This is a genomic window from Amycolatopsis stemonae (assembly GCF_054781455.1).
Map to the genome: position 1 here is coordinate 273,916 of NZ_BAAGUJ010000009.1, position 13,727 is coordinate 287,642.

Here is a 13,727-nt window from a genome sequence, read left to right on the forward strand (position 1 = left end):
GGCGCTCCTCAGGCGTTGGCCGGCTGCACGCCGGGCTCGGGCTCGTTGATGGTCTTGGCGCTGACCGGGTTCCGCTTCGACGCGAGGTAGATGCCCACCGCGACGACGACCCCGGCGATGCCGATCAGGACCGTGCCCCAGCTGCCGAGCGTCGAGACCTCGGCGGCGACGGCGCCGACGATCGCGGCGGCCGGCAGCGTCAGCGCCCAGGCGACGACCATCTTGCCCGCGACGCCCCAGCGGACCTCGGCGAGCTTGCGGCCGAGGCCGGAGCCGATGATGCCGCCCGAGCAGACGTGCGTGGTGGACAGCGCGAACCCGAGGTGGGCCGACGTCAGGATGACCGCCGCGGCGCTCGTCTCGGCCGCGAAGCCCTGCGGCGTCTGGATTTCGGTGAGCTTCTTGCCCATCGTCTGGATGATCCGCCAGCCGCCGAGGTAGGTGCCGAGCGCGATCGCGGTGCCGGCCGTGAGGATGACCCAGATCGGCGGGTTCGAGCCCGGCGCGAGCGAGCCGGACGCGATCAGCGTCAGCGTGATGACGCCCATGGTCTTCTGCGCGTCGTTGGTGCCGTGCGCGAGCGAGACCAGCGACGCCGAGGCGATCTGGCCGGCCTTGAACGTCCGGCCGACGGTGTCCTGCTTCGCCCGGGCGGTGATCCGGTAGACGAGGAAGGTGCCCAGCGTCGCGACGATCCCGGCGACGATCGGCGAGGCCAGCGCGGGGATGAGGACCTTCTCGACGACCTTGCCGAAGTGGACGGCGTCGGAGCCCGACGCGATCCAGGTGGCGCCGATCAGCCCGCCGAACAACGCGTGCGACGAGCTCGAGGGCAGCCCGATCAGCCAGGTCACCAGGTTCCACACGATCGCCCCGACCAGGCCGGCGAAGATGATGACCGGCGTCACCTTGGTGTCGTCGACGATGCCACCCGAAATCGTCTTGGCGACCTCCACCGAGAGGAACGCGCCGACGAGGTTCAGCACGGCGGACACAGCGACGGCGATCCGCGGTTTCAAGGCGCCGGTGGCGATGGAGGTGGCCATCGCGTTGGCGGTGTCGTGGAAGCCGTTGGTGAAGTCGAAAGCGAGTGCCGCGACGATCACCACCAGCACGATGAGTGAGAAGTCCATGGCGGCCCTCTTCCGAAGCCGGGGGCGGTTCGTTAGCAACGCTACTGATCAACAGGAGCGGCTCCGATCCCTGTTCTGTGACGGGTCCCTGAACTTCCGATGAACCGGGGTGGGGGCAGCCCCACCGCGGACCCGGGGGTGCGGCCCAGTGCTCTCGCCCGGCCGGGCTGCGACCGTCGAGACCGGCGAAAGGGGGCAGCGATGAACAAGCTGGGGTGGGCGGTCGTCGCGACGGCGGTTTCGGCGGTGTTGTTCTTCTTCGGCACTGGTCTGGACCCCGTGCCGGAGCTGGCCTGGCTGGCGCCGCTGCCGGTCCTGCTGCTCGCGCCCCGGGTCCCGGCCGCGGCCGCGCTCGGCTGCGCGTTCGCCGCCCACCTCGCGGGCAGCAGCGGGTCGTGGAGCTACTTCTGGCATTCGCAGGCGGTCCCGCGGCCGGCGGCGCTCGCGATCCTCGGCGGCAGCGCGCTGCTGTTCGCCTTGTCGGCGGGCCTGTTCCGGCTGCTGGTCCGGCGCGGCCACGGCTTCCTGGCCGCCTTCGCCGCGCCCGCGTTGTGGACGGTCGGGCTCTACGTCGTCTCCCTGCTCAACCCGACCGGGTTGATGTGCACGCTGATGACGACCCAGGCCGACCGGCCGTCCGTGCTGCGGCTCGCCGCGATCACTGGCGGCTGGGGCGTGGAGTTCCTGGTGCTGTTCGTCCCGGCCGCCGTCGCCGCCGCGCTCGCCCCCGGGGTCCGCGGTGTCTCCCGGTTGACCGCCCTGGTGGCCGTCGCCGCGGCGCTGCTGGGGCTCGCCTTCTGGAGCGTCCCGGCCTTGACCGGGCCGACGACGCGGGTCGCGCTGGTCGCGCCGGGCGAGCACCGCTGGGCGGTCGATGTCGCCACCCCGGACGGCCAGGCGCTCGTCCGGTCCTATGTGGACCAGATCGGCCGGCTGCCGGACGGCGTCCAGGCCGTGGTGCTGCCCGAGGCCACCTTCGCGGTCGACACCGCGAGCCGTCCGCGGCTGGTAGAAGCGTTCACCGACGTCGCCCGCACCCGGAACCTCGACGTCGTCACCGGCGTCCTCGACACCACTCCGGAAGGGCGGTTCAACGCGGCTCTGGCTGTTTCGCCGTCCGGCGCGCCCGTCGAATACCGCAAGTGGCACAACGGCGATGCGAAGAACATCGCGTCCGGCACCGAACTCGCCCGCGTCGCCGGGATCGGGCTGATGGTGTGCATGGACGTCAACTTCGCCGACCCCAGCGGCGGCTACGGCGCGGCCGGCACCGGCCTGGTGCTGATCCCGGCGTCCGACGAAGACGTCGACGGCTGGGAGCACAGCCGCACGGCGCTGATCCGCGGCGTCGAGAACGGCTTCTCGGTCGCGTGGAGCGCGGCTCGCGGGACGCCGATGCTGGCCGACGCCCACGGCCGCGTGCTGGCCGACACCCACACCGGCGGCAGCCCGTTCTCGGTGGTCACCGCCGACGTCCCGGTCGGCCCGGGCAAGACGTTCTACGCCCGCTTCGGCGACTGGTTCGCGTGGCTCTGCGGCCTGGTCGCGCTGGCCGGGATCGCCGTGAGCGCCCGCAAGCCGTCAAACTTCGAGCGCCTTGGCGTTGCGTAGCACCTTCGACCACGCCGGGTCGGCGCACAGCGTGCAGCCCGGCCCGAAGAAGACGCCTCGCGCCTGCGGGTCGCCCGCCAGCCAGTAGCGGAACCACGCCGTGATCGCGCCCCGGAAGCCGCCCGCGTCGCCGGCCGCGGTGAAGTGGGTGGCTCCGGCGAGTTCGCCGTAGACCGCGGGGACCTGCGACGCGGCGTAGTAGCGCGGGAGCACGAGCAGCCCCGGCGGGACGATGACGTCGAACTGACCGGCGAGGAAGAACACCGGGCCGTGCAGGGCCGGGACGGACCCGAGCGGGCCCGGCTCGATCGGCACGGTCGTGGTGACGAGCGGGTCGGCGCCCGCGGCGATGGCCCCGCCGCCGCCCTGGGAGTGCCCGGTCGCGCCGATGTGCGCGGTGTCGATCCGGCCGAAGTACTCGCTGCCGGGACGGCTGTTCTCCGCGACGAGCGTGCGGGCGCCGTCGAGCATTTCCTGGCCGCTGCCGGAGTTCGTCGTGTCGGCGGCCGCCACGACGAACCCGTAGGACGCGAGGTGGCTCAGCAGCGGCGCGTAGACGGCGGGCGTCGCGCCGGTGCCGTTGCCCCAGAGGATCACGGCGTGCTTGCCGCCGCCGAGGTTCGCCGGGCGGAAGACGGTGTGACCGGCGTCGAGGGGTTCGCTGACGACGGCGTACGGACCGGGCTGGTCCCACTGCACCGGCGCGGCCTGCGCCGGCTGCGGGATCACGAAAAGGGCCGTCAAGAACGCCACGAGCCACAGCCGTCGCATAGTGCTTCTCCCTGTCACGCCGTCGGAACAGTCACCCCATGATCGGTCGCGAGCCCGTCACGGTCGGTTGTCACTCGTCACAAAGAACCACCCGGGACTCTGGGCGTTTTCCCAGGTCGCCTCCCGTGGTCTGTGACCGACCATGACCTGCATCACCTACTGACGAGTAACTGGAGGCGGTATGCGGGTCACCAACGGCGGTGTCAAGCGAACCCTGGCCGTGCTCGCCGCGGCGCTCACCTTCGGCGCGGTCGCGCCGGCGGTCGCCGAGGCGGCGCCGGTCAGCGGCTGGAACGACTGGGGCTGCCGCCCCTCGGCCGCCCACCCGGAGCCGGTCGTCCTGGTGCACGGTCTCGGCGCGAACGACACCGTCAACTGGTTCTTCCACGCGCCGAAGATCGCCGCCCAGGGCTACTGCGTCTTCTCGCTGACCTACGGCACCGGCGTCCTCGGCCCGGGCGTCGGCGGGCTCGCGTCCATGCGCGACAGCTCCGCGCAGCTCGGCCGGTTCGTCGACCGCGTGCGGTCCACGACCGGTGCCGCGAAGGTCGACATCGTCGGCCACTCCGAGGGCAGCACGATGCCCGCGTACTACCTGAAGTACGGCGGCGGCGCGGCGAAGGTCGAGCACTTCGTCGGCTTCGGCGCGAACTACCGCGGCACCACGCTGGGCGGCCTCGACAAGCTGGCGAAGGCGTTGCTGACCACCGTCCCCGGACTCGACCTGGTCCTGAAGACCGCCTGCGGCTCCTGCACGGAGTACCTGGCGCCGTCGGCGTTCCTGGACGACCTCGCCCGCGGCGGCTTCCACGTCCCCGGCCCGACGTACACGAACATCGTCAGCAAGTACGACGAAGTCGTGACGCCGTACACGAGCGGCATCATGAACGAGCCGGGCGCGACGGACGTCGTGCTGCAGGACTTCTGCGGCTCGGACGCGTCCGGGCACCTGAGCCAGGCGGTCGACCCGAACGTCACGGGCCTGATCCTGCACGCGCTCGACGCGGGCTACACGCCGGCGTGCACGCCGTTCACCCTGCCACTCTGACGCCGGCGCGCCACACCGATTTCGTCAGCGGCACGCCCGGCCGGTAGGCCAGGTGCGTCACCGACGGCGCGTCGAGGACGTGGACGTCCGCCCGGGCTCCCGGGCGCAGGACGCCCACGTCCTCGCGGCGCAACGCCTTCGCGCCGCCCGCCGTCGCCGACCAGACGGCCTCCTCGATCGTCATGCGCATCTGCAGCACGGCCGTCGCGACGCAGAACGCCATCGACGTCGTGTAGGAGCTGCCCGGGTTGGCGTTGCTGGCCAGCGCGACGGTCGCGGCCGCGTCGAGCAGCCGCCGGGCCGGGGCGAGTTCCTGCCGCGTCGACAGATCGCACGCCGGGAGCAGCGTCGCCACCGTGTCCGACGCGGCGAGGGCCTCGACGTCGGCGTCGCTCAGGTAGGTGCAGTGGTCGACGCTCGCCGCGCCCAGCTCCACCGCGAGCCGGACACCGGGGCCTTCGCCGAGCTGGTTGCCGTGCACGCGCAGGCCGAGCCCACGCTCGGCGGCGGCCTTCAGGACCCGCGAAGACTGCGCCTCGTCGAACGCGCCGGTCTCGCAGAAGACGTCCGCCCAGCGCACGCTTCCGGCCACGGCGTCGAGCATCTCGCCGCAGACCAGGTCCACATAGGACTCCGCGTCGGCGCCCGGCGGCACCAGGTGCGCGCCCAGGAACGTGACCTCGTCGGCCACCTCCCCCGCGATCCGTGCGCTGCGGGCCTCGTCCTCGACGGTCAGGCCGTAGCCCGTCTTGGTCTCCAGGCAGGTCGTCCCCTGCCGGGCCGCCTCGCCGACGTGACGGCGCAGGTTCGCGGCCAGCTGCTCGTCGGACGCCTCCCGCGTCGCGCCGACGGTGATCGCGATTCCCCCCGCGGTGTACGGCTTTCCGGCCATCCGGGCCTCGAACTCGGCCGTGCGGTCGCCCGCGAAGACCAGGTGCGTGTGGCTGTCGACCCAGCCGGGCAGCACCGCGCGGCCCTCGACGTCGACGCGCTCGTCGGCGTCCGGTGCACTCACCGCGGGGCCCACCCAGGCGATCTTGCCGTGCTCCATGACCAGGGCCGCGTCGGTCAGCCGCCCCAGCCCGGGGTCGTTCGTCGTGAGTTCGCCGATACCCGTGATCAGGACTGCCACAGTGCCTCGATCTCCTTCGCCAGTACGGTTTCCGGACGTTCGATGAGCTGGTGTTCGCCGTCGCGCACGATCACGCGGCCCGCGACGACGACGTGCCGGACGTCGGCTCCCGACGCCGCGAACACGACACCGGACGGCTCGATCCCGGCCGTCCGCACCGAGTCCAGGCCGACGGTGACGAGGTCCGCACCCATACCCGTCTCGAGGCGCCCGACCTCGGGCCAGCCGACGGCCGCGTGGTCGGTGCCGGCCTCGAGGAGTTCCTCGGCGGTGAAGCGGCCGCGCTCCTCGCTGGCCAGCCGGTCGTCCAGTTCGAGCGCACGGGTCTCCTCGAACGCGTCGACGACGGCGTTGGAGTCGCTGCCGATGCTCAACCGGCACCCGGCGTCACGCAGGGCCCGGGCCGGGCCGATGCCGTCGCCGAGGTCGCGTTCGGTGGTCGGGCAGAAGCACGCCCGCGCGACGCTCAGCCGGTCGATGTCCGACGCCGTCAGGTGCGTGGCGTGCACGGCGACCAGGCGCTCGGTCAGCACCCCGCGTTCGTGCAGCAGTTCGGTCGGGGTGACGCCGTACGCGTTCAGGCACTGTTCGTTCTCGGCGCGCTGTTCCGAAAGGTGGATGTGCACCACGCGCGCACTGTCCACTTCGGATAATTGCTCGGCCGGAACCGCCCGCACCGAGTGGATCGCCGCGCCGACCCTCGACAGCTCATCCTCTTTCAGCGCGGCCACGCGCGAAGCCCACGCGGCGGCCGAGCCGTCGGAGAACCGCCGCTGGACCTCGTCCGGCTCGACGCCGATGCCGCCCGCGAGGTAGCAGGTGTCGAGGAGCGTCAGCCGGATCCCGGCGTCGGCCGCCGCCTGCCGCAGCGCCTCCCCCATCGCGTTCGGGTCGGCGTACAGCTTCCCGCCCGGCGCGTGGTGCAGGTAGTGGAACTCCCCCACGCTCGTGTACCCGCCGAGGACCATCTCGGCGTAGACCCCGCGCGCCAGCCGGTAGTACGCATCCGGGTCGAGCCGCGACGCAAGCGCGTACATCCGCTCCCGCCACGTCCAGAACGTGCCGCGCTCGTGGTGCGTCCGGCCGCGCAACGCCCGGTGGAAGGCGTGGGAATGCCCGTTCGCGAACCCGGGCAGTGTCAGTCCATTCAGGACAACGCCACTTCGGGGCGCGCCCGGGGTCACCGACGTGATCCGGCCGCCGGACACCTCGATCCGCACCCCGCGCGCGATCCCGCCGGGCAACCACGCCTGCTCGCACCAGAAAACTGTCGGTGCCGGACGATAGGCTGGAAACGGGGGGCGCCCCCGCGGGCCGGAGGTCATCGCGCCAGCCGTTCCAGCACCGTGGTCAGCGCGGCGGCGCCGGCTTCGACGTCGTCGGCCTCGGCGAACTCCTCGGGCGAGTGGCTGATGCCGGTCGGGTTGCGCACGTACAGCATCCCCGACGGGACGAACCCCGCGAGGATGGCCGCGTCGTGCCCGGCGCCGGTCGGCAGCTCCGGCGGCTTGCCAAGCCAGCCCCCGAGGTCACGGCGGAAAGCATCGTCGAACACGACATCGTCCGAATAGGACTCCCGGGTCACCGTGACCCGGCAGCCTTCTTCCTCTGCCGCGGCTTCGGCGGCCCGCACGATGTCCGAGACCAGCTCCGGAGTCGCCGTGCCGGGCACCCGCGCGTCGAGCCAGAGGTCCACAGTGGACGCGATGACGTTCGTGCCGCCGGGCGTCGGCACCAGGCGGCCGACGGTCGCCCGCGCGTCCGGCACCGCCCGGGCCAGCCGCCGGACGGCGGTGACCGTCGCGGCGGCGGGCAGCATCGGGTCGGCGCGGTCGGCGATCAGCGTCGCGCCGGCGTGGTTCCCCTGCCCCTCGAAGGAAAACCGCCACCTCCCGTGCGCGATCACCGTGCTGCCGACGGCCACCGGCGCACCGAGGTCGATCAGCCCGTGCCCCTGCTCGACGTGCAGTTCGAGGAACCGGCCGATCAGCCCGAGCCGTTCGGGGTCGGGCCCGACCAGCTCCGGGTCGAAGCCGGACTTGCCGGCGGCCTCGGCGAACGTCACGCCGTCGGCGTCCCGCAACCCGCGGGCCCGGTCGGCGTCGATCGTGCCGGTGAGCAGCCGCGAACCGAGGCACGGGACGCCGAACCGGCCGCCCTCCTCCTCGGCGAACACGACAACGGCGAACGGCTTGCCAGGTCGGAAACCCTTCTCCCGCAACGCTTCCACCGAGGCGAGGGCACTGACGACGCCGAGCGGGCCGTCGAACGCGCCACCGCCGGGCACCGAGTCGAGGTGGCTGCCGGTGACGACGGCGTCCGGGCCCGGCGCGCCCCACCAGGCCCAGATGTTGCCGTTGTGGTCGGTGTCGACGTCCAGGCCGAGGCCGAGCGCGCGCTCGCCGAACCACGCGCGCAGGTCGTTCTCGGGCGCGTCGAAGGCGTGGCGCGAATAACCACCGCGCTTCGGGTCGCGCCCGACGTCGCCGATCTCGGCCAGCAGCCGGGAAGCCGTCACGCCTGGTCCCGCATCGGGACGCGCACGCCACGCTCGTCGGCGACGTCGTTCGCGCGGTCGTACCCGGCGTCGACGTGCCGGATGACGCCCATGCCCGGGTCGTTGGTGAGCACGCGCTCCAGCTTCTGCGCGGCCAGCTCGGTCCCGTCGGCCACGCTGACCTGGCCCGCGTGGATGGACCGGCCCATGCCGACGCCGCCGCCGTGGTGGATCGACACCCAGCTGGCGCCGGAGGAGGTGTTGACCAGCGCGTTGAGCAGCGGCCAGTCGGCGATCGCGTCGGAGCCGTCGGCCATCGCCTCGGTCTCGCGGTACGGCGAGGCGACGCTGCCGGAGTCGAGGTGGTCGCGGCCGATCACGACCGGGGCCTTCAGCTCGCCACTGGCCACCATCTCGTTGAACCGCAGGCCGGCCAGGTGCCGCTCGCCGTAGCCGAGCCAGCAGATCCGGGCGGGCAGGCCCTGGAACGCGACGCGCTCGCCGGCCAGCTTGATCCAGCGCGCGAGGGATTCGTTCTCGGGGAACAGGTCCAGCATCGCGCGGTCGGTCGCGGCGATGTCCTCGGGGTCGCCGGAGAGCGCGGCCCAGCGGAACGGGCCGTTGCCCTCGCAGAACAGCGGGCGGATGTAGGCGGGGACGAAGCCGGGGAAGTCGAACGCGCGCTCACAACCGCCGAGCTTGGCCTCGCCGCGCAGCGAGTTGCCGTAGTCGAAGACTTCGGCGCCGCGATCCATGAAGCCCAGCATGGCCTCGACGTGCTCGGCCATCGACTCGCGCGAGCGGTCGGTGAACTCGTCGGGCTTCTTGGCCGCGTAGTCGTGCCAGTCCTCGACGCTGATGCCCTTGGGCAGGTACGAAAGCGGGTCGTGCGCCGACGTCTGGTCGGTGACGATGTCGACCTCGACGCCGCGGCGCAGCAGCTCCGGCAGGATCTCGGCGGCGTTGCCGACGACGCCGACCGACAGCGGCCGCTTCTCCTGCTTCGCGCGGGTGACGCGGGCGATCGCGTGGTCGAGGTTGCCGGCGACCTCGTCGAGGTAGCGGGTCTCGACGCGGCGCTGCGCACGCTGGGCGTCGCACTCGATGACCAGCGCGACGCCGTCGTTCATCGTGACGGCCAGCGGCTGCGCGCCGCCCATCCCGCCGAGGCCGGCGGTCACGGTGAGCGTCCCCCGCAGGCTGCCGCCGAACTTCTTCTTGGCGACCGCGGCGAACGTCTCGTACGTGCCCTGCAGGATGCCCTGGGTGCCGATGTAGATCCACGAACCGGCGGTCATCTGGCCGTACATCGTGAGGCCCTGCGCCTCGAGCCGGCGGAACTCGGGCCAGGTCGCCCAGTCGCCGACGAGGTTCGAGTTGGCGATGAGCACCCGCGGCGCCCACTCGTGCGTGCGGAACACGCCGACCGGCTTGCCGGACTGGACGAGCAGCGTCTCGTCGGTGTCCAAAGTGGTCAGTTCGCGGGTGATCGCGTCGAAGCTGGCCCAGTTGCGGGCGGCCTTGCCGGTGCCGCCGTAGACGACCAGGTCCTCGGGCCGCTCGGCGACGTCGGGGTCGAGGTTGTTGTGGAACATGCGCAGCGCGGCTTCGGTCTGCCACGACTTGGCGGTGAGCTGGGTGCCGCGGGCGGCACGGACGACGCGGGACATCAGACCTCCAGACGGGCGGCGTCGAGGACGGCGCCGGAGCGGACGAGTTCTTCGGCGGCCGCGATCTCGGGCGCCAGGTGGCGGTCGGGGCCGGGGCCCGCGACCTTCGTGCGGAGCAGGTCGCGCACCGCGCCGGTGACCGGCGACGGCTCGAGCGGCGCGCGGAAGTCGAGCGCCCGGGCCGCCGTCAGCAGCTCGATGGCGAGGACCGTGGTCAGGCCGTCGACGGCCTTGCGCAGCTTCCGCGCGGCCGACCAGCCCATGGAGACGTGGTCCTCCTGCATCGCGCTGCTCGGGATGGAGTCGACGGACGCGGGCACGGCGAGCCGCTTCAGCTCGCTGACCACGGCGGCCTGCGTGTACTGGGCGATCATGTGGCCGGAGTCGACGCCGGGGTCGTCGGCGAGGAACGGCGGCAGGCCGTGCGAGCGCGCCTTGTCGAGCATCCGGTCGGTGCGGCGCTCGGCGATGCTGGCGACGTCGGCGACCGGGATGGCCAGGAAGTCCAGCACGTACGCGACGGGCGCGCCGTGGAAGTTGCCGTTGGACTCGACGCGGCCGTCGGCCAGCACGACGGGGTTGTCCACAGCGGACCGGAGTTCGCGGTCGCCGACCAGCTCGGCGTGGGCGAGGCTGTCGCGCGCGGCGCCGTGGACCTGCGGGGCGCACCGCAGCGAGTAGGCGTCCTGGACGCGGTTGCAGTCCGGCCCGCGGTGGCTCTCCACGATCTTCGACCCTTGCAACGCCTGCCACATCCGCGCGGCGGACGTCGCCTGGCCGGGGTGCGGCCGCAGCGCCTGCAGGTCGGCGGCGAAGGCACGGTCGGTGCCGAGCAGCGCCTCGACGCTCATCGCCGCGGTGATGTCCGCGATGTCGAACAGCCGGTGCAGGTCCGCGGCGGCGAGCAGGAGCATGCCGAGCATGCCGTCGGTGCCGTTGGTGAGGGCGAGCCCTTCCTTCTCGGCGAGGACGACCGGCTCGATACCGGCGTGCTTCAAGGCTTGCTCGGCTTTGACCACTTCGCCGCGGTACTCGACTTCGCCTTCACCCATGAGCGCGAGCGCGACGGCGGCCAGCGGCGCGAGGTCGCCGGAGCAGCCGAGCGAGCCGTACTCGTGGACGATCGGCGTGATCCCGGCGTTGAGCAGGGCCGCAAGCGCTTGCGCGGTGCCCGGGCGGACGCCGGTGTAGCCGCTGGCGAGGGTCCGCAGCCGCAGCAGCATGAGCCCGCGGACGACCTCGGTCTCGACGGCCGGCCCGGCCCCCGCGGCGTGCGAGCGGATCAGGCTGCGCTGCAGCGCGGTCCGGCTCTCGACGGGGATGTGACGGGTCGCGAGCGCGCCGAAGCCGGTCGAGACGCCGTAGGTGGGCGTGACGGCGTGGGCGAGGTCCTCGATGTGCTGGCGGGTCGCGGCGAGGTTCTTCTCGGCGGCGTCCGCGAGCGCGACCGGCGCGTGGCCGCGGACGACGTCGACGACCTGGGCGGCGGTCAGGGGTTCCGGGCCCAGGAGCACTTTTTCCGGCATGCGCCCATTGGACAACGTCCTTCCCGCTGGTGGGATCGCCCATGGAGTGGTTCTGTCTGGTATCCCAGACGTAGCCTGGTGCCATGGGTGACAGCAGCGAAGTCCCGGCGCTGCGCCGCGGCCTGGCGGTGCTGCGCCTGCTGGCGACGCGCCCGGGCCCGGTCACGGCAGCGGCGATCGCGCGCGAAGCGGGTCTCCCCCGCTCGACGACGTACCACCTGCTCAACGAGCTGGAAGCGGCCGGTTTCGTCGTCCACCTGCCCGCGGAACGCCGCTACGGCCTGGGCATCGCGGCGTTCGAACTGGGCTCGGCGTACCTGCGTCACGACCCCCTGGAACGGCTGGCCGGGCCGCTGCTGCGCAAGCTGGTCGACCGCGTGGGCCACACCGCGCACCTGGGCGTCCTGCACGGCAACGAGTCGCTGTACCTGATCAAGGAACGCCCGGCCCGCCCGGAAACCCTGGTCACGGAGGTGGGCGTCCGCCTCCCGGGCCAGCTGACGGCGTCCGGCCGGGCGATCCTGCGCCACCTGCCCGCGCCGCACGTCCGGGCGCTGTTCCCGTCGGCATCGGCGTTCGTCCTCCGCACCGGCCGCGGCCCACGCACCCTGGCCGAGCTGCGCCGCACGTTGACGGCGGAGCGCCGCCTGGGCTGGTCGGTCGAGGACGGCCACGTCACGGAGGGCTTCGCGTCGGTGGCCGCCCCGGTCTTCGACCACGGCGCCCGCCCCCTGGCGGCGATCAGCGTGACCCTCCGCCACCACTGCGCGGCGGACCCCTGCGAAGAGACGTGGCCCCAGCTGGCCACGGAAGTAGCGACGACGGCGGCCGAGCTGACCAGCCGCATCGGCGGCCACCCGGGCTGACGCACTGGTGCGATCGGGGCAACTGTCACCGAACGGCTCGATTCCACTCCGCTGGGTTATTACCGTTGCTGACAGCGGTATCGAGGGGCACCGGCGAGTGGGGGCGCGAGGGGAAGGCGCCGGCGGATGAGCGACGCACGGGTGACGAGGGTGGGGTTCGGCGCGGTGCTGGCCGTCGCCGAGTTCCGGGCGATGTGGGCGGCCGAACTGCTGTCCATCTGCGGTGACCAGCTGGCCCGCGTCGCGCTCGCCGTGCTCGTCTACCAGCGGACTTCTTCGGCGGCCCTCACCGGCCTGACCTACGCCCTGACGTACGTGCCCTCACTGCTCGGCGGCATCCTCCTGGCCGGCGCGGGCGACCGGTGGCCGCGCCGGGACGTGATGGTCGCGGCCGACGTGGCCCGCGCCGCGCTGGTCGGTGTGATCGCGATCCCCGGCGTCCCGTTGTGGGTGTTGTGCGCGCTGGTCGCGGTCCTGACCGCGCTGGGCGGGCCGTTCAAGGCGGCGCAGCAGGCGCTGCTGCCGACGGTGCTCGAAGGCGAGCGCTACCTGGTCGGGATGGCGTTGCGGAACGTGACGATCCAGGGCGCGCAGCTGGCCGGGTTCGCCGGCGGCGGGCTGCTGATCGCGGCGCTCGCGCCGTCCGCGGCGCTGGCCTTGGACGCCGTGACGTTCGTGCTTTCCGCGGTGTTCCTGCTCGCCGGGGTCCGGCGCCGCGCGGCGGTCGCGCAGGCGGTCCGGCCTGCGTGGCTGTCGACGACCGGGGCCGGGATCCGGCTGATCTGGCGCGACCCGGCACTGCGGACGCTGGTCGCGCTCAACTGGCTCGCCGGGTTCTACGTCGTGCCGGAGGCGCTGGCCGCGCCGTACGCGGCCGGGATCGGCGCGGGCGCGACGCTCGTCGGGCTGTTCATGGCCGCGGACCCGGCCGGCAGCGTGCTGGGTGGGGTCGTCTTCGGCAAGTGGATCCCGGAACGCGCGCAGGTCCGCGTGCTCGGGGTGCTGGGGATCGCGGCGGGGCTGCCGCTGATCGTGTTCGTCTTCCGGCCGGGGCTGGTGCCGTCGGTGCTGCTGCTGGCGACGTCAGGGCTGCTGGCGACGGGCTACAACATCCAGGGCACGGTGTCGTTCATGCGCCGGGTGCCGGACGAGCACCGCGCGCAGTGCGCCGGCGTGAACTCGGCGGGCCTGATCACGGTGCAGGGCGTCGGCGCGGCCGCGGCGGGCGGGCTGGCCGATCTGGTGGGCCCGGCGCACACCATCGCCGTGGCCGGGGCGGCGGGTGCCGCGGTGGCCGTGCCGATCGCGAGGGCGTGGCGCCGGGTCGGGCTGGAGGAACGATGACCTCAGTTGTCGCGTCCGCACATGGCGCGCCTCCCTTCGCCACCTCGGGCCGTACCGGCTCCGTCACCGGCCGGACACCATGAGTATGCGGACCGGCGCCGGAGACCCGCGCGCTGTATCACGCTTTCG

The 13,727-nt window shown here is 72.9% G+C and carries 11 protein-coding genes; 4 read left to right on the forward strand and 7 right to left on the reverse strand.

Going from position 1 to position 13,727, the window contains the following annotated elements; translation table 11 throughout:
- Positions 1-8: 8 nt before the first annotated feature.
- Positions 9-1,133 (reverse strand): inorganic phosphate transporter, encoded by a 1,125-nt coding sequence (locus ACYVLJ_RS30965; RefSeq protein WP_451982157.1) that lies wholly within the window; start codon positions 1,131-1,133, stop codon positions 9-11.
- A gap of 201 nt (positions 1,134-1,334) precedes the next feature.
- Between ACYVLJ_RS30965 and ACYVLJ_RS30970 the strand changes: the two genes are divergently transcribed.
- A complete protein-coding gene (locus tag ACYVLJ_RS30970) occupies positions 1,335-2,744 on the forward strand; it encodes an acyltransferase (protein ID WP_460441324.1) in 1,410 nt (469 codons plus the stop codon).
- On the opposite strand, the gene ACYVLJ_RS30975 is transcribed toward ACYVLJ_RS30970, so the two are convergent.
- Entirely contained in the window at positions 2,715-3,515 is an 801-nt protein-coding gene (locus tag ACYVLJ_RS30975; RefSeq protein WP_460441325.1) for an alpha/beta hydrolase, read from the reverse strand. The genes ACYVLJ_RS30970 and ACYVLJ_RS30975 overlap by 30 nt on opposite strands.
- Before the next feature lie 181 nt (positions 3,516-3,696).
- On the opposite strand from ACYVLJ_RS30975, the gene ACYVLJ_RS30980 reads away from it, so the two are divergent.
- A complete protein-coding gene (locus ACYVLJ_RS30980) occupies positions 3,697-4,563 on the forward strand; it encodes an esterase/lipase family protein (RefSeq protein WP_460441326.1) in 867 nt (288 codons plus the stop codon).
- Here ACYVLJ_RS30980 and hutI read toward each other — a convergent pair.
- From hutI to hutH, 5 genes are read right to left on the reverse strand one after another with little or no spacing between them, the layout of a single operon-like run.
- The gene (gene hutI, locus ACYVLJ_RS30985) at positions 4,547-5,695 is read right to left on the reverse strand and encodes an amidohydrolase family protein (protein WP_460441327.1); all 1,149 of its coding nucleotides are present in this window, start codon (positions 5,693-5,695) and stop codon (positions 4,547-4,549) included. The two genes, ACYVLJ_RS30980 and hutI, sit on opposite strands and share 17 nt — an antisense overlap.
- A complete protein-coding gene (locus ACYVLJ_RS30990) occupies positions 5,683-7,020 on the reverse strand; it encodes a formimidoylglutamate deiminase (protein ID WP_460441328.1) in 1,338 nt (445 codons plus the stop codon). Before ACYVLJ_RS30990 ends, hutI begins: the two co-directional genes overlap by 13 nt.
- On the reverse strand, positions 7,017-8,213 hold the full coding sequence (locus ACYVLJ_RS30995; RefSeq protein WP_460441329.1) for a Zn-dependent hydrolase: 1,197 nt from the start codon (positions 8,211-8,213) through the stop codon (positions 7,017-7,019). The genes ACYVLJ_RS30990 and ACYVLJ_RS30995 overlap by 4 nt, the downstream gene beginning before the upstream one ends.
- Positions 8,210-9,862 (reverse strand): urocanate hydratase, encoded by a 1,653-nt coding sequence (hutU, locus tag ACYVLJ_RS31000; RefSeq protein ID WP_451982177.1) that lies wholly within the window; start codon positions 9,860-9,862, stop codon positions 8,210-8,212. Before hutU ends, ACYVLJ_RS30995 begins: the two co-directional genes overlap by 4 nt.
- Complete coding sequence (hutH, locus tag ACYVLJ_RS31005; protein WP_460441330.1) at positions 9,862-11,388, reverse strand: histidine ammonia-lyase; 1,527 nt, start codon at positions 11,386-11,388, stop codon at positions 9,862-9,864. Before hutH ends, hutU begins: the two co-directional genes overlap by 1 nt.
- 83 nt (positions 11,389-11,471) lie before the next feature.
- Here hutH and ACYVLJ_RS31010 point away from each other — a divergent pair, with 83 nt between their 5' ends.
- Both ACYVLJ_RS31010 and ACYVLJ_RS31015 read left to right on the forward strand, forming a co-directional pair.
- The gene (locus ACYVLJ_RS31010) at positions 11,472-12,254 is read left to right on the forward strand and encodes an IclR family transcriptional regulator (protein WP_460441331.1); all 783 of its coding nucleotides are present in this window, start codon (positions 11,472-11,474) and stop codon (positions 12,252-12,254) included.
- 126 nt (positions 12,255-12,380) lie between these two features.
- Positions 12,381-13,598 carry an MFS transporter gene (locus ACYVLJ_RS31015; RefSeq protein WP_460441332.1) on the forward strand — a complete coding sequence of 406 codons (1,218 nt, stop codon included), beginning with the start codon at positions 12,381-12,383 and terminating at the stop codon, positions 13,596-13,598.
- Positions 13,599-13,727: the final 129 nt, after the last annotated feature.